Origin of the sequence: Rivularia sp. UHCC 0363, assembly GCF_034931125.1 — a bacterium.
GTDB lineage: Bacteria > Cyanobacteriota > Cyanobacteriia > Cyanobacteriales > Nostocaceae > Rivularia.
In genome coordinates this window covers 175,435-199,617 of the sequence record NZ_JAYGHM010000004.1, presented here as the reverse complement: position 1 = coordinate 199,617, position 24,183 = coordinate 175,435, and the positions used below count along the sequence as shown (strand labels likewise).

Sequence of the window (24,183 nt, the reverse complement as noted above, 5' to 3'; positions counted from 1 at the left end):
CCCCCCATCCCCCCATCCCTTCTCCTTTCCTTATCGCTGATAACGAGTCGTCATTTCTAATAATCGCTGACTCAATTCGGGGGTAAGCTGATCGGAGCTTTCATAACGCCAGCGCCAGTTTCCAGCGCTCACACTGGGGTCGTTCATTCTCCCGCTGCTGTCTAAATCTAATAAGTCTTGGACTGAAAGAATGGCTAAATCTCCGATTGAAGATAATGCCATGCGAATAAATTCCCAGTTGATTTCTTTGATTTCGTCGGGTGAGGAATATTCTAAATATTTGGCTACGTGCTGCTTTTCTGTATCTCCTGTATTGTTCCACCATCCGATGGTTGTATCGTTGTCGTGGGTACCGGGATAGACGACGCAGTTTTTAACGTAGTTGTGGGGTAAATAAGCGTTATCGTCATCGCCACCGAAAGCGAACTGTAAGATACGCATTCCGGGGAAATCAAAGCGATCGCGCAATTGTTCGACTTCAGGGGTGATAATTCCTAAGTCTTCAGCCATTACGGGTAAACTGCCCAAAGTGGCTTCTAAAGTTTCAAAGAACTTTGCATCTGGTCCTTTGACCCATTCACCGTTAATGGCGGTTTCTTCCCCTGCGGGTACTCGCCAATAAGCTTCAAATCCCCGGAAGTGGTCGATACGAACGATGTCTACATATTGTAATGTTGCGCGAAAACGTTCTATCCACCAAGCAAAGTTGGTTTCTTCTAATTTGTCCCAATTGTAAACGGGATTACCCCAAAGTTGTCCGGTAGCGCTGAAGTAGTCTGGTGGAACTCCAGCAATATAGGCGGATTCGAGGGTTTGGGTATCTAACTGAAATATTTCTGGATTCGCCCAAACATCGGCGCTATTGTGACAAACATAAATTGAAATATCACCAACTATTTTGATGTCCTTATTGTTAGCGTAGTCGCGGATTTTTTTCCACTGTTGGAAGAATTTAAATTGTAAGAATTTGTGATATGACACCGCATCTTTTAATTCATCTGCTTTTTTATTTAACGCATCTTTTTCGCGACGAGCGACAGCATTATCCCAAAAATTCCAAGCCTTATAGTCATTAGCTTCTAATAGTGCCATGAACAGTACATAATCATCTAACCAAGTTGCTTGTTCTTGACAAAACTGTTCAAATTCAGGATTGGCTTTTTTTGTTAAAGAATCTTGGAAGCGTTGATAAGCTTGTCGAAGAATTTTTGTTTTACGAGAAGTTACTGCATCAAAGTCAACTCTGTGGGGATTATCTGCGACTTTTTCAGTCGGAATTAATTCCTCTGGAGTTAACAAACCTTCTGACTGCAACTGTTCTAGAGAAATCATTAAAGGATTTCCAGCGAAAGCGCTAAAATTCATTGTATAGGGAGAATGTTCGTAACCCGTGGGTCCTAAAGGTAGAATTTGCCATAACTTTTGACCGCTATTCGCGAGAAAATCGACGAACTTATAAGCGGATTCTCCTAAATCCCCAATGCCGAATTTACTTGGCAAACTGGTAGGATGCAGTAAAACTCCACTTGCTCTTTCAAAACTCATAATTTGACCCCGATAATTTGCAACAATCAAAAACTATTTAAGAATTAACTCAAAGTTAGCTTCTTATATTAGTAAGATATCTTATGGGAAATAAGCCAGTAAAAAATATGCAAAATCCACTATTGAAAGATGACCCGCTTTGGTTTAAAGATGCAGTCATTTATGAGGTGCCAGTACGTGCTTTTGCTGATAGCGATGGCGATGGTATCGGTGATTTTCGAGGGCTAACTGAAAAGCTAGATTATCTACAGGACTTGGGAGTAACGGCAATTTGGGTACTGCCTTTTTTCCCTTCGCCCTTGCGAGACGATGGCTACGATATTGCAGATTATACTACCGTTAATCCCATCTACGGAAATCTGGACGATTTCAAGGCTTGCTTGAGTGCTGCCCATCAAAGAGGCATTCGAGTCATAATTGAGTTAATTGTCAACCATACTTCCGACCAGCATCCGTGGTTTCAACGGGCGCGTCAGGCACCTGTAGGCAGTCCGGAACGAGATTTTTATGTTTGGAGCGATACTCCGGAGAAGTACGAAGAAGCAAGAATTATCTTCAAGGATTTTGAAACTTCTAACTGGACTTGGGACCCCGTAGCTAAATCTTATTATTGGCACCGCTTCTATTCCCATCAACCGGACTTGAATTTTGAAAGTCTAGAAATGCAGCAAGCGCTGTTTGATGTGGTAGATTTCTGGTTGGATCTGGGTGTAGATGCGATGCGTTTGGATGCGGTACCGTATCTATACGAGCGTGAAGGAAGCAGCTGCGAAAACCTACCGGAAACTCACGCCTTTTTGAAGAAATTACGGCGACACATGGATGAAAAGTATCCCAACCGGATGTTGCTCGCTGAAGCAAACCAGTGGCCCGAAGATGCTGTAGAGTACTACGGTGATGGTGATGAATGCCACATGAACTTCCATTTCCCCTTGATGCCGCGTTTGTTTATGGGGCTGCAAATGGAAGATAGCTTCCCAATTATCGATATTTTGCAGCAAACACCGCAGATTCCGGGTAACTGTCAGTGGGCGTTATTTTTGCGGAATCATGATGAATTGACTTTGGAAATGGTCAGCGATGAAGACCGGGATTATATGTACCGCGTCTACGCACAAGACCAGCAAGCAAGGTTAAATTTGGGTATTCGCCGCCGTTTAGCACCGTTGATGGGCAATAATCGACGACGCACCGAGGTGATGAATGCTTTGCTGATGTCTTTACCCGGAACCCCAGTATTGTATTACGGCGATGAAATCGGGATGGGGGACAATATCTATTTAGGCGATCGCAACGGGGTGCGGACTCCGATGCAGTGGAGTGCCGATCGCAATGGTGGCTTTAGTCGTTGTAATCCTCACAAGCTTTACGCTCCGGTGATTATTGACCCGGAATACCATTTTGAAGCAGTTAATGTAGAAGCTCAGCGAGAAAACCGCAACTCTCTATGGTGGTGGACGAAACGCTTGATTGCAACTCGCGGACGTTTTCAAGCTTTTGGTCGGGGTACTTTTGAGTTACTTTATCCAGAAAATCGCAAGGTTTTGGCGTTTACCCGTACCTATAACGGCGAACACATTCTAGTTGTCACCAACTTGTCCCGCTTCGTACAGACAGTAGAGTTGGATTTATCGGCATTTGACAGCATGATTCCGGTGGAAATTTTCGGACGCACCACATTCCCACCAATTGGCGATACACCCTACTTTATGAGTTTAGCGCCCCATGCGTTTTACTGGTTTACCTTGCAGGTACAAACCAATGTTACCTGTCCGGTAAGACCTCAAAATCAAATACCGACTTTAGTTGTTAGCGACAACTGGCAGAATGTTTTTACCAAATCTGAAACGAAGGCAGCATTAGAAGAAATTTTACCAGACTATATGTGTGCCTGCTCCTGGTTTGACGGTAAAAGTCGGGTAGTTCAGTCGAGTCAAGTCATTGAAGCAATTCCGATTTCCTTTCGCTCCCTAGAAGCAGCAATTGTTTTGGTACAGCTAGACTATACCGAAGGCAACCCCGAAACCTACGTATTATCTTTAGCTTACGAAGCCGAGGGTATTAGTAGCGATCGCTTTAGTTCCTATCGCGAAGAAGTTGTTGCGAATATCGAAATACGCAGTAAAAAAGAAACCGGCGTGTTATTTGATGCCTTAACAGATAAAGACTTCCTCAACTTCCCCCTAGAAGCGATCGCCAACAAGAATACTTATAAAGGTATGGCTGGCGAACTCGTTGCCGATGCCAGCAGAGATTTTACCGAGTTAGCGGGTGCTGCTTCTAACCAGGCGCTGAAAGTACATTTAGAACCCCATTTGTTACGCGGAGAACATCAAAATACCTGCGTAGTCTATGGCGATCGCCTGATGTGCAAACTATTCCGCAAAGTAGTAGGAGAAGGCATCAACCCCGATTTAGAAGTCGGTCAGTTTCTCACCCACAGTTCCGCAACAAAAGGAATACCTGGTGCAGAAAACTTTGCGCCCGTAGCCGGTAGCTTGAACTACAGGCGTAAAGGCTTTGAGACCATGACCTTGGGAATTTTACAAAAATTTATTCCCGATATTAGAGATGGTTGGGAATACAGCCTTGATAGCCTGCGGGACTTTTTTGAACAAGTACAGGTAGGACAAATCGACGCGATCGCCGATATCGATCTACCAACTTCATTATTAACGGCAGCATTAGAAACCGAAATTCCGGACTTAGCGCAGGAAATGATGGGTTCTTATTTGGGAAATGCTCAACTATTAGGCGAACGTACAGCCGAAATACACTTAGCATTAGCATCCGATCGAGATGACCCCAACTTTGCCCCAGAGCCATTTACCTCATTTTACCAGCGCTCGATTTACCAGTATATGCGGAATCAAGCCGGACAAGCATTTTTGCTGTTGAAAAAGCAGCTGATACAGCTACCGAGCGAACTTCAACCCGTAGCGCAGTTAGTATTGAACAATCGAGAAATGGTATTAGCCCGACTCAAATCAATACTCAACCAAAAAATTACCGCCATGCGAACCCGCACCCACGGTAATTTATGCCTTAACGAAGTATTGTATACAGGAAAAGACTTTATCATCATTGACTTTGAAGGCGATCAAACCCGTCCGTTGAGCGAACGACGCATGAAGCGATCGCCCCTGCGCGATGTCGCCGGAATGATAGAATCATTCTATTATTCCAGCCGTATAGCTTTGCGGAACGAGAAAGAAAGCGGCATCATTGTTCCAGATGACTTGCCATTAATGGAGCAATGGGCGCAATTTTTCTACACCTGGTCAAGTGTTGCCTTTTTGAAATCCTACTTAGCAGCAGCCAAAGATGCACCATTTTTACCATCAGAACCATCAGAATTACAGCTACTTTTAGATGGATTCGTACTCGAAAAAGTCATAATCGAGCTAGAACACGAACTCAGAAACCATCCAAACTGGGTAGAAGTGCCAATGTATCGTATTTTAGAACTGCTGGAAACAGCATAAGAAATGGGGGATTGGGGATTGGTAATTGGGGATTGGTAATTGGTAATTGGGGATTGGAAGATAATTTTCAACTCCTGACTAGTAACTAGTAATTGATAATAAAGTAAGATTTTGAACTAATGCCCTATTACCGATTACCCATTACCGATTCCTATTACCTATTACCGATTACCCATTACCGATTACCGATTACCCATTACCCTTAGACATAAAACAGAACTACTCCTTAAAGGAGGCATAAAATGATGGTAAAACATTTAATATCTTATTAACATTTGGTAATATTACAAGTTAATTTGTTTTGATTAGGAGCATATATGTACCTCTCACTATGGCCTGGTAAACCTTATCCTTTGGGTGCGGACTGGGACGGCAAAGGTACGAATTTTGCTTTGTTCTCAGAAAACGCAACAGGAGTTGAACTATGTTTGTTCGACAAAGAAGGACGAGAAACTCGATTAAATTTAGAAGAAGTTAGCAATTTTACTTGGCATGGTTACGTACCTTCAATTGGTCCGGGTCAGCGGTATGGGTTTAGAGTCCACGGCCCGTTTGCTCCCCAAGAAGGACATCGGTTCAATCCAAATAAGCTACTAATTGACCCCTATGCTTGTGCAATTGATGGAGATATTGGTTTTGGTGAAGAAATATTTGGGTATCGTTGGGACGACCCCGAAGATGATTTAGGATTCTCAGAACTGAATAATGCACATTTGATTCCTAAATCGGTAGTTGTAGATAAGAACTTTGACTGGGAGGGAGATGAATTACTCCAAATTCCGTGGCACGAAACGATAATTTACGAAACCCATGTTAAAGGTTTTACTAAGCTACATCAAGAGATACCCCCGAAATTAAGGGGAACTTATGCCGGACTTGCCCACCCTGCGGCAATTTCTCATCTCCAGTCTTTAGGTGTGACTGCGGTGGAATTGATGCCTATTCATCATTTTTTATCCCATCCGGGACACCTAGTTAATAAAGGAATGAGAAATTATTGGGGCTACGATTCAATTTGTTATTTGGCTCCTTATTCCGGCTACAGTTCTAGCGGTCATTTGGGACAGCAGCTTAAAGAGTTTAAGCAGATGGTTAAGCGACTGCATCAAGCCGGGATGGAAGTCATTCTTGATGTAGTTTACAACCATACGGGTGAAGGTAATCATTGTGGCCCCACTATCTCTTTACGCGGTATTGATAATGCTTCTTACTACCGTTTGGTAGATGGCGATTTACGCTACTATATGGACTTTACTGGTTGTGGTAATTCCCTTAATGTCCGTCATCCCCAAGTACTCAAGTTGATTATGGACAGTTTGCGGTACTGGGTATTGGAATGTCATATTGATGGTTTCCGTTTTGACTTGGCATCAGCATTAGCTAGGGAATTATACGCAGTTGATAAATTAGCGGCATTCTTCGATATTATCCACCAAGACCCGGTTTTGGCTGACGTAAAGTTAATTGCAGAACCCTGGGATGTAGGTGAAGGAGGTTATCAAGTAGGTGAATTTCCCTTGTTATGGTCGGAGTGGAATGGAAAATATCGGGATACAGTACGAGACTTTTGGCGCGGAGAAGATAGTAGTTTAGCAGAATTTGCCTATCGATTTACGGGTAGTTCCGACCTTTACGAACTGAACGGACGCAGCCCCAGCGCTAGTGTTAACTTTATTACCGCTCATGATGGTTTCACGCTGAACGACTTGGTAAGTTACAACGAAAAACATAACATTGCCAACGGTGAAGATAACCGCGATGGAGAAAGTCACAATCGTTCTTGGAATTGTGGTGCAGAAGGAGAGACGGAAGATTTAGCGATCGAGAGACTGCGTAAAAAACAGCGACGCAACTTTCTAGTTACCTTATTCCTTTCCCAAGGAGTACCCATGCTGGTAATGGGAGACGAAATGGGAAGAACCCAAGGAGGGAATAACAATCCTTACTGTCAGGATAACGAAATTTCCTGGTTAGATTGGGATTTACAGGAAGAAAACGAGAATTTACTCGACTTTACCCGTCAATTAATCGATTTTCGTCGCCGACATCCAGTATTTAGAAGACGCAAGTGGTTTCAAGGAAGAGCAATTCGCGGTAGGGAAGTAACCGATATTTCTTGGTTTAATCCCGACGGCATTAAAATGACCGAAGAACAATGGAATAGTGGTTTTGCTAAAGCCATCGGTATCTTCCTCAATGGTGAAGGGATCGGTTCCCCAGGACCCAGAGGAGAACGCATTATTGATGAAAGTTTTTTAATTTTGTTAAACGGTCATTACGAAATGTTGGAATTTACTATTCCCCCAGAATTACAGGAATGGGAGTGGTTAACTATTCTCGACACCACCAAGCCGAGATTTGTACAGCGCGGGAAACGTTACATCGAAGATAAACCAATCGACGTAGAAGCGCGTTCCATAGTCATCCTTCAGAGACTTGCCCAAGTAAGCCAACAATATGATGATGAGTAAAGAGTTGGTAATTGGTAATTGAGAATTGGTAATTGGTAATGGGTAATTTTAAAGCTTTCTACTCAAATCTAAGATATTAGAAGTTTGATAGAAGAACTAAAAACGATAAAATCTCCCTTGAAAACAATCAAATAATTAGTTTTTTCAATTACCCATTACCCATTACCCATTACCCATTCCCAATTCCCAATTTAAAAAAGCGCATCTACCAATTACTATCTAAAAATTAGTTATGCATATCGGTTCTGAATATTCAAATAATGCTTGCAACTTTACTTTATGGGCTCCTTTAGTAGGAGAAGTTGCCGTTCATTTAGTCGATCCCGAAAATAAAATTGTACCTCTGGAAAAAGATGAACGCGGTTATTGGCACGGTTCGGTCGCAGATATAAAACCCGGTACTCTGTATTATTACCAGCTTGATGGTGAAACGGATAGAGCTGACCCCGCTGCAAATTCTTTACCCCAGGGTGTTCACGGTGCTGCGGAGATAGTTGACCACAACAGCTTTAAATGGAATGATGACCAGTGGCAGGGTGTTCCTTTAGAACAGATGGTAATCTACGAACTACACGTAGGAACTTTTACTGAAGAAGGGACTTTTGAATCGATTATTCCCCGGTTGTCGGAGTTGCGAGAATTAGGGGTAAATACCATTGAAATCATGCCCGTGGCTCAGTTTCCCGGAAACCGTAACTGGGGTTATGATGGTGTTTTCCCTTACGCCGTACAAAATTCCTATGGTGGGGTTGATGGTTTAAAGAAACTCGTTGATGCCTGCCATAAAATCGGTATGGCGGTAGTTTTAGATGTAGTTTACAACCATCTTGGACCAGAAGGCAATTATCTGTGGGGTTACGGAACATATTTTACCGAAAAATACAAGACCCCTTGGGGTAGTGCCGTTAATTTTGATGATGCTTATAGCGATGGGGTGCGGCACTACTTTGTCCAAAACGTTTTATATTGGTTGGAATATTACCATTTAGATGGATTGCGTTTAGATGCGGTTCATGCAATTTATGACTTTGGTGCAAAGCATATTTTGGCAGAAATGGCGGAAGCTGTAACTGAGTTAGAGCAAAAAAAAGGTCGTCAATATTATTTGATTGCCGAAAGCGACCTTAACGACCCACGTATTATTCGCTCAAAAGAAATGGGTGGATACGGTATAGATGCACAATGGAGTGATGATTTTCACCATATCTTACATACAGTAGTAACGGGTGAAATGAACGGTTATTACGAGGACTTTGGCGATTTAGAACAGTTAGCCAAAGCTTATCGTAAAGGCTTTGTTTATACCTGGGATTACTCTAATTTCCGCCACAGATATCATGGTGAAGACCCTAGCGATTGCGCTTCGAGTCAGTTTGTAGTCTGCGCTCAAAACCACGATCAGATCGGGAATCGAATGTTAGGGGATAGACTAGCGACATTGATATCCTTTGAAGCGTTAAAATTGACAGCAGCAGCACTATTACTTGCACCATATGTTCCCATGTTATTTATGGGTGAAGAATATGGAGAAACAGCACCATTTTTATATTTTGTTAGTCATAGCGATCGCGATTTAATCGAAGCAGTTAGAAAAGGTAGAAAAGAAGAATTTGCTGCATTCCACGAAATTGGTGGACAAGAAGCACCAGACCCCCAAGCAGAAGAAACATTTGAAAAATCGCGATTAGATTGGGATAAGTATAAAAGTGGTGAATATCAGAAATTATGGTTGTTCCACCAAAAATTATTAAAAATGCGAAGAGAAATTCCCGCATTAGCTTCCTTAGATCGCAATCAATTAGAAGCAACAGTACTCGAACCAGAAAAAGTTCTCCGCATCCACAGATACCACCAAGATAGTAAAGTTCTTTGCTGGCTTAACTTTGGTTCGGAAACTGTTAAAATTGCAGAAAATATACCTAGTGGGACTTGGAAAAGAATACTTGATTCCAGCGAAGAAACTTGGAGAGGAACAGGGTCGCAACTACCAGAGAAACTGGACGGAGATAGTAACCCCATGATGATTATTAATCCCTACAGCGTTGCGGTTTACAGTAATTAGTTTGTAGATGGGTAATGGGTAATGGGTAATAGGTAATCGGTAATGGGTAATGGGTAATGGGGAGAAAACTTAATAACTCCGGTGGTCCTAACTCCTAATTCCTAACTATTCCCAATCCCCAATTCCCAATCCCCAATTCCCAATTCCCAATTCCCAATCCCCAATTACCAATTCCCAATTACCAATTCCCAATTCCCAATTCCCAATTACCAATTCCCAATTACCAATTCCCAATTACCAATTCCCAATTCCCAATTACCAATTACCAATTACCAATTACCAATTACCAATTACCAATTACCAATTACCAATTACCAATCCAAAATCAAAAATCTAAAATTATTATGATGCAAATACCTTTAGCAACATATCGGATTCAATTTACTCCTAACTTTGGTTTTATAGCAGCTTCATCGATTGCTACTTACCTGGAAAAGTTGGGTATTTCTCATTTATATGCTTCTCCAATTCTTACTTCTAGAAAAGGTAGTACTCACGGTTATGATGCGGTGAATCCTCGTGAGATCGATCCTGAATTGGGAGGTGTGGAAAAGTTTGAAGAATTAGTGGAACAGCTTCATCAGTTAAATATTGGTTGGGTTCAAGATATTGTACCTAATCATATGGCTTTTGATAGCCAAAATGAAATACTGATGGATGTTTTAGAAAATGGTCCCGATTCTAAGTATAGAGAATTTTTTGACATCGACTGGAATCATCATTACATCGAAAATAATGGTAAAGTATTAGCGCCTTTTTTAGGTAAATTTTGTGGTGATTGTCTCGAAAGTGGTGAATTACAAATTCAGTACGAAAAAAATGGTTTAACTATTAACTATTATTCTCTAAAATTTCCGATTCGGATTGAATCTTATAGCCAAGTTCTGACATACAATTTGGGACGCTTGCAGGAAAAACTTGGTAGAGATAATCCTGCTTTTGTGAAATTTTTGGGTATTCTTTATACATTAAAATATACCCCATCAGGTGAAGAGGGAAGAGAGAGACAAGACCAAATCAGCTTTGTGAAAAGGATGTTATGGGAACTCTGGAATGATTCTGCGGAGGTAAAAGAGTATATTGAAGAAAATATTGCTACTTTTAATGGAGAAGCAGGAAAACCGGAAAGCTTTGATTTATTAGAAGATTTATTAGCAGAGCAATTTTTCCGTCTTGCTTATTGGAAAGTTGGCAATGAAGAACTTAATTACAGACGGTTTTTTACGGTTAATGATTTAATCTCGCTACGGGTTGAAGACGAAAATGTTTTTGAGACTATTCATTCGTTAATTTTACAGCTAGTTGAAGAAGGTAAATTTGATGGATTGCGAATTGACCATATAGATGGTTTATACGATCCAGCGCAATACTTGAATAGATTGCGGGACAAAGCACCAGACGTTTACCTAATTGTCGAAAAAATCCTCGAACCTCAAGAAGAATTACCCATAACTTGGCCCATTCAAGGAACTACAGGATACGATTTTCTTAACCAACTTAATGGTATTTTCTGCAACCAGTCAAACGAACAGCAATTTGACGATATCTACAGTCGTTTTATTGGTAAAGCTGCTTCTTGTGAAGAATTAATCGACAAAAACAAAAGATTGATTATTGAGAGACATTTAGCTGGTGATATTGAAAATTTAGCTCACCTGTTCAAGAAAATATCTGGTGGGTATCGCTATGCTAGCGATTTTACTATGTACGGTTTAAAAGCCGCTTTGGTCGAAATTTTGGCAGTATTTCCCATATATCGCACATATATTAATAGTGGGGGAGCAAGTTCTACCGATAGAGAATATATTGAGCAGGTAATGACTCAAGCCAAAAAGAATATTCCTAACTTCCTCAACGAACTCAACTTTATTGAAAAATTCTTGCTATTAGAATATGACGAAAATCTCGCAGATGAAGATCGAGAAGAATGGTTGCGTTTCTTAATGAGATTGCAGCAGTTTACTGGACCTTTGATGGCAAAAGGTGTGGAAGATACCGTACTGTATGTATACAACAGGTTGGCTTCGCTCAATGAAGTTGGTTCTCACCCGACTCAATTTGGCATATCTTCAGAAGATTTTCACAATTTCAATTCTCATCAAATTGCTCATTGGCCCCATACAATGAATACCACATCTACCCACGATACGAAACGCGGGGAAGATGTTAGAGCTAGAATCAACGTTTTATCAGAAATTCCCGACGAATGGGAAGAAAACTTGCGACAATGGCGCGAAATTAATGCACCATCGAAAGATTGCGTCGGAGGACGAAATATACCGACTCATAACGATGAGTATTTGTTTTATCAAACCCTGCTCGGTGCTTTTCCTTTTAGTAAAGAAGAATATCCAGCTTTTGTAGAGCGGATCAAAGAATATATTATCAAAGCAATTCGAGAAGCAAAAGTCCATACTGCATGGCTGAAGAATGATGCTGATTACGAAGACGGCTTTACTAATTTTGCCCAACGAGTTCTAAAAGATAGTCAAGATAATCAATTTTTAGAAGCTTTCCGTCCTTTGCAACAGAAAGTCCAGCACTACGGAATCTTAAATTCTCTTTCTCAAGCATTACTCAAACTGACCGCACCAGGACTTCCCGATATTTACCAGGGAACAGAACTTTGGGATTTGAGTTTAGTAGACCCAGATAATCGTCGTCCGGTAAACTTTGAGAAACGACACAAGTATTTAGAAGAAATTGAGTCTCAAAGCGAAGCGGATTTACCCGACTATATTGCTCAGTTGCTGCAAACTCCCGAAGATGGCAGAATCAAGCTGTTGTTAATTTATAAAACCTTACAAGCACGTCGAGATAATTTAGACTTATTTCAACGCGGTACCTACGAAAAATTAACCGTAGTTGGCAGTTTAAAAACTCATGTAGTAGGGTTCAGTAGAGAATTAGGAGATCAAAAAATCATTGTCATTGCTCCTCGTTTCTTTACTTCCTTAGTCGAGATGGGTGAATATCCTTTATCTGAAAAATGGCAAGAAACTCGCATTGTTCCCCCTACCGATTCCACCTCTGTGTGGCAAGATGTGTTTACCGGGAAACAAGTAGAAGGTGAAGATGCACTTTGGGTACGCGATATTCTCCAACATTTCCCCGTTGCTTTATTGGTTAATAAGTAGAGGGTAATTTTAAAGTTAGGATACAAAGACTCAGGATACTAATTCAAGCGGATGAAGTTAGGATTTCACATTTTTGGAGACGTAGCAGTGCTACGTCTCTACATAGGTTTCGTGTTTAATACAAAATCTAAATCAATTTAATTCATTGTTGAATTTAGCAACGCCGGAATTTTAGGTTTGGTTCGATCGCATTGCGATCGCTTTACAGGAAAAAACTTGTTGGTTTACTGAAATTCTCTGATTGCTTGGTTCTACTTGTCTAAATAATCCAAAATCCAAAATCCAAAATCCAAAATCTAAATGACTTCAAACTGGTTTGACAATATATATATTAAAGCCAAAGGAGACTCGAATCAAGTTCCTTGGGCAAATATGACAGCAAGCGCTTATCTCAAGGATTGGTTAAATCATTCACATCTCGATCAAAATTTCTCAGGTTTAAAAGCTTTAGTCGTAGGATGCGGATTGGGAGACGATGCCGAAGCTTTAGCTCAAAAAGGATTTAATGTTACGGCTTTTGATATTTCTCCTACTGCGATCGATTGGTGCAAGCAAAGGTTTCCTAATTCTTCAGTCAACTACGTCGTCGCCGATTTATTCAACTTAAATCCTCAATGGCTGCGAAATTTTGATTTTGTTTTTGAAGCTAGAACAATTCAATCTTTACCGTTAACAGTGCGATCGCAAGTAATGGAAACTGTAGCTCAATTAGTCGCATCGGAAGGAACATTATTAGTTGTCACAGTCACCCGCGATACTCCTGAAGAACCAGATGGTCCTCCCTATCCTTTATCCCTCGAAGAAATTGACTATTTCCAAAAGTTGGGATTACAAGAAATTCGTCGCGATGCTTTCTCTGAGAAAAATAGATTTCCCAAACGTCTGAGAATTGAATACCTTTTTCAACAAGTTTAAAAAAGGAAGTAGTGCGATCGCCTATACTCGCTATTTATAAATTTATTCACAGCACCCTACAACCTTAACAACAATTCTGGCAAACTCTTAATTACTCGATTAAAAGGTTCGGTATCATCTAAAATTCTTACCAAAATCAACGCTCCCTGAATTTGAGCAACAGCATCTTGCGATCGCACTTCAGCAACATCAGCTTCAATCCCTGCTTCGATCAATACTTTCGTTAATGCTTCAATTATCTGTCGTAATCTCGCTTTTACCTGCTCGTGAAACAAGTTATCCGCTGACCCAAAAGACATAATCGTTAAGAAACAAGAATTCCTCCCACCATCATAAAACTCTCGCAGACTGTTACACGCAGCTTGAAGTTTCACAAACGGTTTATTCTCTCCCCGCAAAGCCTTCAATACCAAATCACCAAACTCATTACCCACATATTCAAATACAGCAGCAGCCATTTCTGATTTACCACCAGGAAAATAGTGATACAAACTCGCTTTACCTAAACTACTCGCTTTTGAAAGCAAAGATAAACTTGCACCTTCATAACCATATTGTCTAAACGCCGGAATCAATCTAATTATCGCTTCTTCCTTGGACATCAAACACTTTTAACCTTAACCATATATTGACATTTTACCGAACAATCGGTACAGTCATTCTGTATAGAACGTTCGGTACAGAAAATGAGAATAATTGATTACGAGCATATAGGGATTCGGGTTAGCGATCGCTTTGAAGCTCTAAAATTTTACGAAAAGTTGGGATTTATCGAAGAAAAGTATTTTCCCAAACATCAAGCCAGCGAGTTAGTTACAGCCGATGGTGTTTATATTAATTTGATATTCAATGGAGCAAAGCGCGATGGCAACATTCTCATGGATGAACCGATTAAATATCCAGGAATTACTCATCCAGCTTTTATTGTAGACGATTTGGATCGACTATTAGAAAAATTAGAGCAGCATAATATTCAAGTTACCGAAGAACCAAGATATGTGGGAGAACGTCGTCGAATCTGCTTCATTCGCGATCCTGATGGCAACGTATTGGAATTCGACCAAATTTATCCATCCACCCCACAACAAGAGACTCAAAACATTTCGACCATGAAACTATATAACTTAGAGCTTTCCGGAAACTGCTACAAAATACGTTTATTTTTATCCTTATTGGATATCAAATATGAACTCGTAAACGTTGACTTGATGGCTTACGAACATAAATCGCCAGAATTCTTGCAGTTAAATCCTTTGGGACAAATTCCAGTATTAGAAGATGACGGTTTAATTTTGAGAGATTCCCAAGCAATTTTAGTTTACCTAGCCAAAAAACATGGTGGAGAAGCTTGGTTTCCTAGCGATGCAGCAGGAATGGCACAGGTAACACAGTGGTTATCAACAGCAGCAAACGAAATTGCTCGCGGTCCAGCCGATGCAAGGTTAAGCAAATTCGGCTTTGCGATCGACTTAGAAGCAGCGCAAAAAAAAGCAGAATCAATTCTAAATGTGATCGAACAACATTTAACTAGAAATCAGTGGTTAGCCTTAGAACGTCCCACCATTGCCGATATCGCTTGTTTCCCCTATATTGCCTTAGCTCCAGATGGTGGTGTGATGTTAGATAAATATTCTGCCATAAATCAATGGTGCGATCGCATTAAACAATTTCCATTATTTCTTGAAATGCCCGGAATCAGCAATTGACAATGTTTAACTTAAACTATTCCCGCTTCCCTTTCATCACCATCTGCACTCCCCCCATAGGAGCAAGGGTAAAACCACGACGCTGTATTTTAATAGGTTTATCTTCTGTTAAATCAAGTTGATATTGAGATAAAACTGTTGCTATAACTAATTTCATCTCTAACTGAGCTAAAGCATATCCCAAGCATCGCCGACTTCCCCCACCAAAAGGAATATACTCAGAAGCAGAATATTGCCGCTCAAGAAAACGTTCTGGTTTAAACTGCTCCGGATGGGGATACAAATCTTCCCGGTAATGCAGCAGGTAAATACTGGGCATAAAGCTAGTTTCAGCATCGAATTGGTATCCACCAATCTCGATGGGTGATTTAGCGATGCGTGGGAAAAGCACCGGAAGCACTGGATACATCCGTAGTGTTTCTTGACATACTGCCGATAAGTAGGGAAGTTTTGTTATTTCCATCGGATTGGGATTTTCCCCCAAACTTTCTAGCTCCATCTGCAATTTTTCAATCACATCTGGATTTCGAGAAATCTCATAAAAAGCCCATGACAAAGTTGTGGCAGTAGTTTCATGACCAGCCAATAAAATTGTTAGCAGTTCATCTTTTAATTCCCCATCGGTCATTGCTTGCCCATCCTCATCCCGTGTTGCCATCATCAAGCTGAGAATATCGTTTCCTTTCTCCGTATTTTTAGTTCTTCTCTCTTCAATTTCTGCTTGCAGTAAATCGAGAATTTGGCGCTGTCTCTGTTTCATCCTTCCCCAAGGAGTCCATTTTCCCCAATCTCGTTGCAAGAACCGCAAAAATAGCATACTCGATCGCAAGGGAGAATCTGTCATATCGAGCCAATCTGTAAGTAGGGGTTTAAGTTGTTCGTAGCGTTTCCCTTCACTCAAACCAAAGACAACTTGTAAAATTATCTCTAAACTTACTTTCTGCATCCTAGAGCGAACTATAAAAGATTCACCGATCTTCAATTGACTGGCAATAACTTTGGTAATTTGACAAATTTGTTCGCCATAACCTTGTATTCTCTCCCCATGAAACGAAGGCATTAATAATTTTCGTTCTCGTCGATGGCGAGATCCATCCATCATCATCAAAGAATTTTTACCAATCAGAGGCTCTGCAAGTTCGTTCGCTCTTCCAATATCAAATTTGGAATCTTGGCTGAAAATTTCTTGAATCGCTTGAGGATTAGCAACAATTACATGAGAACCAAGTCCAGACAATCGCATGGAAAAAATGTCTCCATACTTCTGGCTATATTTCTTTTGAAATCCAATTGGATCACCTATCCAATTTATTAATTGCCACCAAGGAGGGGTGGTAATGCAATTCGGAAATTGACTCAACATTCAGATTTTCCCCGCTCTTTTATCCCTACTCTACATTTAAAGTTTTTCAAACCGATCAAAAATCATAATTTGCGATCGCAATTCAAATACATTAAAAAAAACAATTGTCAATACCAGTATTTAAATACCATAAAGATAGTATTTTTAATTACACTTACATTTACATTTATTCATATTTTGACTGAGAATATTTCCTATTAGTCAACGCATTTATCTTATTGTAGTACGCTTCATCATGTAAATATCAAGTTGATTACTGCTTATTAAAGGGTTAATTAATGAAAATGTTGAAAAGTGAATAAATTGCTTCCCTAAGAATAACAATACCATATTACAGCCACACCTCTTGTAATCTCGTAAAATAATTGAGAATAGCGTCAATTAAAAGAATATGTAAACTTCTGTAATGAGTTTGTAACGGAATATGAATACAAAAGTTTAATTGAATGTTTGTTTTGAGAAAGTTTTATTTATGAGATGGTGATTTTTGATTTTTTATTGAAAAAGCAGACATTTTTTATGAGATGATAAAGGGTTTAACTATAAAAATCATAAAAATCCAGATTTCAACCAAATTAATTTATGCCTTACAGTCAATTTACGCTTCCCAAAGTTATCCAAGACTTTAACTTGAATCTTGTAGAAGGCGTTTGTTTCATATCAAAACCTGAAAATATCGTAAAGCCGAGTTCTTATCTTGCAGAATTTATAAACAAGAATCTACAGCTTGCGATGGCGCTTAATACAGAAAAAGCCAGGTCTGAATTGATTATCTGTCCGTTGTTACTGGCAGTCAAAGAAGCTTTGAATAACGAAATTAGTTTGTTTTCTGGGGAAGAATTCAATGTTGAAGCCGAAACAGGTTTAACGGGAATATGCGATTTTATTCTTAGTTGTTCCAAGGAGCAGTTATTTGTCAAAGCACCTGTAGCGGTAATAGTAGAAGCTAAAAAAGAGAATCTTAAGGTGGGTTTGGGACAATGTATAGCAGAAATGGTAGCTGCACAAAAATTTAATCAGCAAGCAAAAAACTCTATCAATACCATTTATGGTACCGTTACTACCGGAACCTTTTGGCGATTTTTGAAATTGGAAGGCGATACTGTAACTATCGATTTAACAGAATACCCATTACCACCAATAGAACCTGTTCTTAACCAACTGATTTTTATGGTTAGTTGTTGTTGAATCGATATGTATTATTTATTTTGTAGGACAAACTCAACATTTTAAATTTTATTAGTAAAAAAATATGAAAGGACTTTGGCTGGAAAATAATCAACTTGAACTGCGTACCGATATTCCCGAACCAGAAATTAAAGATGGAGAAGCGCGGGTAAGGGTATTATGTGCGGGGATTTGTAATACCGATTTAGAGTTAATTCGCGGCTACTATCCTTGTGACATCCTCCCACACCAAATCAGAGATTATGGTGTGGGCTTCCAAGAATCACTTGTTGGTTTTCCTGGTTTTCCCCTTGCGGGATTTCGACACTTGCCTAGATTGAGTCTCCCCAATCCCCGGTAGAACGTCTGCACAGGCAGTTTCCATTCCCGTCTGTCCAACGGTACGTCTCTTGTTTAATTCCTCGGTTTCTTATATTTTGACCTGCTGCCACATCCCGATCCGTGATGTATCCACAATGAGGACAATTATGGATTCTTACGCTCAGGTCTTTTCTCACTTGATCACCGCATTGGGGGCACTCTTGAGAAGTCCCCCTAGCATCAACTTCCCCAAAGAATTTTCCACGTTTCCAACACACATACTTGACGATAGTCCTAAATTGACCAAAGCCAGCATCAAGCATATGTTTACCAAACATCCCTTTGGCGCTAGTGCGGTAATTCAAATCTTCCATGAACACCATGTCACTAGCATCGCAAAGGGCATGAGATTGCTTAAAGTGGAAATCTTTACGAGTATTGTCAATTTGGTGGTGAAGTCGAGCAACCTTAATGCGATGTTTCTCGTAGTTTTTAGACCGTTTCTGTTTTCTAGACAATCTACGTTGCAGCAATTTGAGCTTGCTTTGCAGTTGCTTGAAAAACTTGGGAGGTTTTACCAGAACACCGTCACTGGTTGCCAAAAATTTCTCAACTCCAATGTCTACACCAATAGGATGTCCTTTGGGCATGGGGTCGGGGACACTGACATTACATTGAATGTTAACAGACACATACCATCGGTCAGCTTTGCGTATAATCCTGACTTGCTTGACCACAAAACCAACAGGAATCGGTCTGTGCAAGTTAATAGGGATTACCCCGATTTTGGGCAGTTTAATATGTAAAGCTGTTACTGGGTTCTCTTTAAATTGAGGAAACAGCAAAGATTTAAACTGTCCAAATTTTTTGAATCTAGGAAAGCCAAAACCACGAGATTGAAAATATTCCCAACTCCGATGCAATTGTTTGATTGTTTGTTGAAGAACCTGAGAAGGAACTTCGCTCAATCTTGGAAATTCCTTCTTAGCCTTGGGCAAGTTGTTGAGTTGTTGAATTTCACCCGGAAATTTTGCATTTGGAATAATATATTCTTTCTCAATGGAACATCTATCTATCAAACATTTGCGACTATCACACCAATCTTTAATTTCCCGCAATCCGTAGTTGTAAGCACTGCGACAAATCTCCATCCACTCAACCAGCCGTTGCTGTTGAGCGACATTGGGATAGATTCGGTAGCGATAGTTCATAGTCAGCATCCTACTATTGTACAGCATTTACTAGTCAATACTGCTACAGTAAATGTTAATTTTAGGGACATCGAGTCCCGTAAAATTAACCTGGGGAGTCCATGTATCCCACACCTCCCTACGGGTAGGATGTGGGTCTTATAGCTCCCCAGACCCCACGAAAGATAAAGGAATATTGGGACATGAATTTGTGGGAGTAGTGGAAGACGGGCCAGAACATTTAATTAATCAAAGAGTTGTGGGGGAAATTAATGCCAGTTGTGGACATTGTAGATTTTGTCTGCGTGGTGAACCTACTCATTGTGAAAATCGCACTGTATTAGGTATTGTCAATCGTAATGGAGCCTTTGCTGATTACTTATCTTTACCCAGCGAAAATCTTTATCCCGTTGCCGATAATATCCCTACAGAAGTTGCTACATTTACCGAACCCATTGCTGCTGCTTTGGAAATTCAAACACAGGTAAAAGTTCATTCTGATGATCGGGTTTTGGTGGTAGGTGATGGGAAATTAGGACAATTAGTAGCACAAACTTTCTTTCTTACAGGATGTGATTTATTAGCAGTGGGTAGACACCGTGAAAAACTTGCTAATTTGAGTGCTAGAGGCATAAAAACAGGTTTCGCTGAAGATATTCAACAGCGTACATTTGATATTGCCGTTGAATGTACGGGGAATGCGGCAGGATTTGCGATCGCGCAAAGTGCATTACGTCCGAGAGGTACATTAGTCCTCAAAAGTACTTATGCAGGGAATTTGAGTTTAGATGCGTCATCTATAGTAGTGGATGAAATTACTTTGATTGGTTCCCGTTGTGGTAGATTTGCGCCAGCGTTGGAACTTTTAGCAGCAGAAAAAATCGATGTTCAACCTTTAATTGATGCTTGTTATCCTTTGAGTGAGGGAATTTCTGCATTTGAACGAGCGCAAATGAAGGGGACGCAAAAGGTTTTGATCGAAGTTAGTGAAGGCTGAGAATATATTAAACGCAGAGGAGCGCGGAGTTAAGCGCAGAGGAGCGCAAAGTTTTGCGGTGGTTTATTTATTTACCGAGAAAAAAGTGCAAAAATATTTGTGTCATTGCGACCGTAGGGAAGCAATCTCAAAGTATTAATCGTCAAGTCGCAGCAGATAGTTAATTTTAGAGTGGGAAAGAAATAACAAATCACAACTCTTACCTGTACAATGAAACAGTTGTATTCGGTGGCGGACGTGATTGAACGTTATACTTTGCCTGAAATGGGCAATATTTGGACTGACACTTACAAGTTCCAAACCTGGCTGCAAGTGGAAATTGCAGTTTGCGAAGCACAAGCCGATTTAGGTTATATCCCCACCGAAGCTGTACAAGAAATTAAGAAGACAGCAAATTTTGACGTTAATCGAGTACTGGAAATTGAAGCCGAAGTTCGCCATGATGTAATTGCTTTCCTAACCAACGTCAATGAATATGTAGGCGATTCCGGACGCTATATCCATCTGGGAATGACCAGTTCCGACGTGTTAGATACCGCTTTAGCGCTACAAATGGTCGCGAGTTTGGATTTAATCGTCCAAAAACAAGAAGAATTAATTACAGTCATTCGCGAAAAAGCCCGCGAACATCGCTACACCGTGATGATTGGACGCTCCCACGGAATTCATGCCGAACCAATTACCTTTGGGTTCAAACTCGCTGGATGGTTAGCCGAAGTCTTACGCAATCAACAACGTTTACATACCTTGCGTCAAACTATAGCCGTCGGAAAAATATCTGGTGCCGTGGGAACCTACGCCAATATCGAACCTCGTGTAGAAGCACTCGCTTGTGAAAAACTCGGACTCCAACCAGACACCGCATCCACTCAAGTTATTTCTCGCGATCGCCATGCCGATTTTCTCCAACAATTGGCTTTAGTCACAGCATCTCTCGAACGTTTCGCCGTAGAGATTCGCAATTTACAAAGAACAGATGTCCTCGAAGTTGAAGAATTCTTCTCCAAAGGACAAAAAGGTTCCTCCGCAATGCCCCACAAACGCAACCCCATCCGTTCCGAAAGAATAACCGGAATGGCGCGAATTGTGCGCGGAAACGCCGTTGCAGCCTTAGAAAACGTCGCATTGTGGCACGAAAGAGATATTTCTCACAGTTCCGTAGAGCGAGTAATTTTACCAGATTCTTGCATTCTGACCCATTTTATGTTAAGAGAAACAACTAACTTGATTAAAAACCTGTTAGTGTATCCCGAAAACATGGCACAGAATATGAACTGTTATGGCGGTGTAGTATTCTCTCAGAAGGTGCTGTTAGCGTTAATCGACAAAGGAATGAACCGTGAAGAAGCTTATCAAATAGTTCAGCAAAACGCTCATACAGTATGGAACTGCAAAGACGGGAACTTTCATGATTTAATATCAAAAGATAGTCGCGTTACTGAAAAATTATCAGAAAGCGAAATTGAAGCCTGTTTCGATCCCCAAAATCATTTACAGCACCTAGACCAAATTTATCAGCGGTTGGGAATTTGAATAAATTGGGCATGGGTAATTGGTAATTGGTAATTGGTAAAGATGGAGAGGGGAGGAGAAGTTATTACCTTTGACCTTTGACCTTTGACCTATCCCAATGCCCAATTTACTACAAAAGTCCTACCGCGTGTAATAAACCATGTCCGGTGAGTATTTCAATTACCAAAGCAATAAAACCAAGCATAGCTATTCTTCCATTCCAAACTTCTGCGGAAGTAGTAATACCCCATTCCCATTGCTCTTGGGGATACATTTTGACTTTTTTCTTCATCTGATTGACCTGGGAGAGTGAAATACTCGAAGATTTCAATGCATCCACGGTCAAATTTGCTAAAGCTTTAATAAATACTGGATGTACGTTAAGTGCCGGTACCCGTCGAAAGTTCTCAATTCCTGCAACTTCCGCGACTTCCCGATACTCGACATCGATTTCTTCTAATGTTTCAATATGCTCGGAAACGAAACTCACAGGAACGACTACTAAATTTTTAACACCTTGACGTGCTAAATCTTCGATCGCTTCTTGAGTATATGGTTGCAGCCACTCCACAGGACCCACACGACTTTGATAAGCTAAAGTATGGGGATTGGGTCGATTGAGAGTTTGCATAATTAAATGAGTGCATTCCTCAATTTCCTGCTGATACGGGTCTCCAGCTTCCTCTACATAGCTCTTAGGAACTCCATGTGCGCTGAAGAAAATATGAGCTTCATCGGGATCTGCTAACTGATCCAACTCCTGCGCGATTAATTCTGCCATCGCTTGCAGATAACCAGGTTCCTTGTACCAAGAAGCAATTAATGAATATTCAATCTGCTGTAATTTGGGGTTTTCTTGCCAAAGTTGTTCTAAAAGTCGATAGCTCGAACCGCTGGTACTAATGGAAAATTGGGGATAAAGTGGTAAAATGACCAATTTCTCAATACCGTCAGCCACAATTTGCGCGATCGCCTCTTCAGTGTAAGGATGCCAATAGCGCATTCCCACATAGATATTTGTTTCTTCGCCAAATTCAGCCAACTGTGCTTTTAAAGCATCTCCCTGAGCTTCGGTAATTTGTCGCAATGGAGAACCACCACCGATTTTACGGTAATTTTCTTGAGACGTTTTGGCTCTTCGCGTCGAGATAAACCAAGCTAAAGGTTTTTGCAGCCAACTAAAAGGTAGGCGAATGATTTCTGGGTCGGAAAACAAATTGTAAAGAAACGGTTGGACATCCTCAAGTTTATCCGGTCCACCGAGATTAAGTAATAAAACGCCTACACGACCCATAGCAGTATTAGTCCCCAAATTTTTCAGCTTTTTTACTAATATTAACAATATATCTTTATTAAATACATAAGTTAATCCCAAGGGAATATATCATGGCTACAATTCTTCGATACTTAAGCTATCGCTATCAATAGTTAATGCATGGAATATTGCGTTTGGCAGCTTTGAGCATTGTTGATGAATTGCGGTTGCCTTACTCTAGCTTTGCAAAACTTAATAATTCACTCAGATTCCCACTTCGGTCAAACGACGCAGTTTTTAACGGATTGGATGCTTTGCCCTTTATTTATAAAATTTATAAAACGAGCGCAACAGAATTTACCTTAAGCCGAATATGTAGAAGCTTTCGCCAAAATCAATTTTAGAGGAAATAGAATCCCAGCAGTTGCAAAATATTCTCAAATAAGTATACCGCGTATTGCGATCGGGAGGAGTATTTAGATTAGTTAAAGGTAGAATTGAGTAGATTGTGTAATAGCGAATATCCAAGAATCAAGTATTTATGAAAGATGCTCACATAGAAAAATTGGCAAATTCATCTATAGAAGAACAGATACAGGACTTACGTGCTTTGTTTAATTTTTCACCTGTTGAGCGTAATGCATTACTCGCAAAGCAAACGGCAAATATTGCAGAATATTTTGTACCTGGTACACTTTGCGCCATTTTAGAAAACTACCCCAATCATCGCAAAACATTACCACTTCTACAGAACAAAGCAAAAAATGACCCCGATGAGTAGTTACGAGAATTTGCTCAGAAAAAGTTGCAAGAATGGAATAAAAAATAACCATTCCTCTTCATCTCTTCCCTCAGTGTTCTCCGCGTCTCTGCGGTTTTTAAATCCTTAATCTTCCACCACAATATTCGATGGTGCGTTACGGCATTATTTAAATAGTAACCTTAAAATAATATTAATTCGTGCCGTAACACACCCTACAATTAAATTTACATAGGAATTAGCAAAAAGGCACATTTTTTTTTGTATGGTGTGTGACTAGGCTGTTGACTTTGTGGG

The 24,183-nt window shown here is 40.4% G+C and carries 16 protein-coding genes and 1 pseudogene; 11 read left to right on the top strand and 6 right to left on the bottom strand.

Annotation, left to right across the window (positions count from 1 at the left end; genetic code table 11):
* Positions 1 to 30: 30 nt before the first annotated feature.
* Positions 31 to 1,545, bottom strand: coding sequence for a 4-alpha-glucanotransferase (malQ, locus tag VB797_RS04225; protein ID WP_323236379.1), 1,515 nt, complete (start codon positions 1,543 to 1,545; stop codon positions 31 to 33).
* A 107-nt stretch (positions 1,546 to 1,652) separates the two neighbouring features.
* Here malQ and treS point away from each other — a divergent pair, with 107 nt between their 5' ends.
* The 3 genes from treS to treZ all read left to right on the top strand — a co-directional run bounded on the left by treS (position 1,653) and on the right by treZ (position 9,563).
* The gene (gene treS / locus VB797_RS04220; protein WP_323236378.1) at positions 1,653 to 5,030 is read left to right on the top strand and encodes a maltose alpha-D-glucosyltransferase; all 3,378 of its coding nucleotides are present in this window, start codon (positions 1,653 to 1,655) and stop codon (positions 5,028 to 5,030) included.
* A 317-nt stretch (positions 5,031 to 5,347) separates the two neighbouring features.
* Entirely contained in the window at positions 5,348 to 7,501 is a 2,154-nt protein-coding gene (gene glgX, locus VB797_RS04215; RefSeq protein ID WP_323236377.1) for a glycogen debranching protein GlgX, read from the top strand.
* Between the two features lie 232 nt (positions 7,502 to 7,733).
* Positions 7,734 to 9,563 (top strand): malto-oligosyltrehalose trehalohydrolase, encoded by a 1,830-nt coding sequence (gene treZ, locus VB797_RS04210; protein WP_323236376.1) that lies wholly within the window; start codon positions 7,734 to 7,736, stop codon positions 9,561 to 9,563.
* A 105-nt stretch (positions 9,564 to 9,668) separates the two neighbouring features.
* Here the strand turns inward: treZ and VB797_RS04205 are convergent, their stop codons facing one another.
* Positions 9,669 to 9,797: a hypothetical protein gene (locus VB797_RS04205; protein WP_323236375.1), complete on the bottom strand. Its 129-nt coding sequence runs from the start codon at positions 9,795 to 9,797 to the stop codon at positions 9,669 to 9,671.
* A 113-nt stretch (positions 9,798 to 9,910) separates the two neighbouring features.
* Between VB797_RS04205 and treY the strand changes: the two genes are divergently transcribed.
* Together treY and VB797_RS04195 are read left to right on the top strand one after the other, a co-directional pair.
* The gene (gene treY, locus VB797_RS04200; RefSeq protein ID WP_323236391.1) at positions 9,911 to 12,700 is read left to right on the top strand and encodes a malto-oligosyltrehalose synthase; all 2,790 of its coding nucleotides are present in this window, start codon (positions 9,911 to 9,913) and stop codon (positions 12,698 to 12,700) included.
* 300 nt (positions 12,701 to 13,000) lie between these two features.
* Entirely contained in the window at positions 13,001 to 13,615 is a 615-nt protein-coding gene (locus tag VB797_RS04195; protein WP_323236374.1) for a class I SAM-dependent methyltransferase, read from the top strand.
* 56 nt (positions 13,616 to 13,671) lie between these two features.
* On the opposite strand, the gene VB797_RS04190 is transcribed toward VB797_RS04195, so the two are convergent.
* Positions 13,672 to 14,217: a TetR/AcrR family transcriptional regulator gene (locus VB797_RS04190; protein ID WP_323236373.1), complete on the bottom strand. Its 546-nt coding sequence runs from the start codon at positions 14,215 to 14,217 to the stop codon at positions 13,672 to 13,674.
* An 84-nt stretch (positions 14,218 to 14,301) separates the two neighbouring features.
* On the opposite strand from VB797_RS04190, the gene VB797_RS04185 reads away from it, so the two are divergent.
* Complete coding sequence (locus VB797_RS04185; RefSeq protein WP_323236372.1) at positions 14,302 to 15,321, top strand: glutathione S-transferase N-terminal domain-containing protein; 1,020 nt, start codon at positions 14,302 to 14,304, stop codon at positions 15,319 to 15,321.
* 16 nt (positions 15,322 to 15,337) lie between these two features.
* Here VB797_RS04185 and VB797_RS04180 read toward each other — a convergent pair whose 3' ends face one another.
* Complete coding sequence (locus VB797_RS04180) at positions 15,338 to 16,684, bottom strand: cytochrome P450 (protein WP_323236371.1); 1,347 nt, start codon at positions 16,682 to 16,684, stop codon at positions 15,338 to 15,340.
* A 582-nt stretch (positions 16,685 to 17,266) separates the two neighbouring features.
* On the opposite strand from VB797_RS04180, the gene VB797_RS04175 reads away from it, so the two are divergent.
* Together VB797_RS04175 and VB797_RS04170 are read left to right on the top strand one after the other, a co-directional pair.
* Positions 17,267 to 17,872 carry a hypothetical protein gene (locus VB797_RS04175; protein WP_323236370.1) on the top strand — a complete coding sequence of 202 codons (606 nt, stop codon included), beginning with the start codon at positions 17,267 to 17,269 and terminating at the stop codon, positions 17,870 to 17,872.
* A 64-nt stretch (positions 17,873 to 17,936) separates the two neighbouring features.
* A pseudogene (locus tag VB797_RS04170) lies at positions 17,937 to 18,104 on the top strand (alcohol dehydrogenase); the annotation flags it as partial.
* A 79-nt stretch (positions 18,105 to 18,183) separates the two neighbouring features.
* On the opposite strand, the gene VB797_RS04165 reads toward VB797_RS04170, so the two are convergent.
* Positions 18,184 to 19,383 (bottom strand): transposase, encoded by a 1,200-nt coding sequence (locus VB797_RS04165; RefSeq protein WP_323236369.1) that lies wholly within the window; start codon positions 19,381 to 19,383, stop codon positions 18,184 to 18,186.
* Positions 19,384 to 19,435: 52 nt separating this feature from the next.
* On the opposite strand from VB797_RS04165, the gene VB797_RS04160 reads away from it, so the two are divergent.
* Positions 19,436 to 20,359 (top strand): MDR/zinc-dependent alcohol dehydrogenase-like family protein, encoded by a 924-nt coding sequence (locus VB797_RS04160; protein WP_323236368.1) that lies wholly within the window; start codon positions 19,436 to 19,438, stop codon positions 20,357 to 20,359.
* Positions 20,360 to 20,596: 237 nt separating this feature from the next.
* Complete coding sequence (gene purB / locus VB797_RS04155) at positions 20,597 to 21,892, top strand: adenylosuccinate lyase (RefSeq protein ID WP_323236390.1); 1,296 nt, start codon at positions 20,597 to 20,599, stop codon at positions 21,890 to 21,892.
* Between the two features lie 109 nt (positions 21,893 to 22,001).
* Here the strand turns inward: purB and hemH are convergent, their stop codons facing one another.
* A complete protein-coding gene (gene hemH, locus VB797_RS04150; protein ID WP_323236367.1) occupies positions 22,002 to 23,165 on the bottom strand; it encodes a ferrochelatase in 1,164 nt (387 codons plus the stop codon).
* Between the two features lie 502 nt (positions 23,166 to 23,667).
* On the opposite strand from hemH, the gene VB797_RS04145 reads away from it, so the two are divergent.
* The gene (locus VB797_RS04145; RefSeq protein WP_323236366.1) at positions 23,668 to 23,907 is read left to right on the top strand and encodes a hypothetical protein; all 240 of its coding nucleotides are present in this window, start codon (positions 23,668 to 23,670) and stop codon (positions 23,905 to 23,907) included.
* Positions 23,908 to 24,183: the final 276 nt, after the last annotated feature.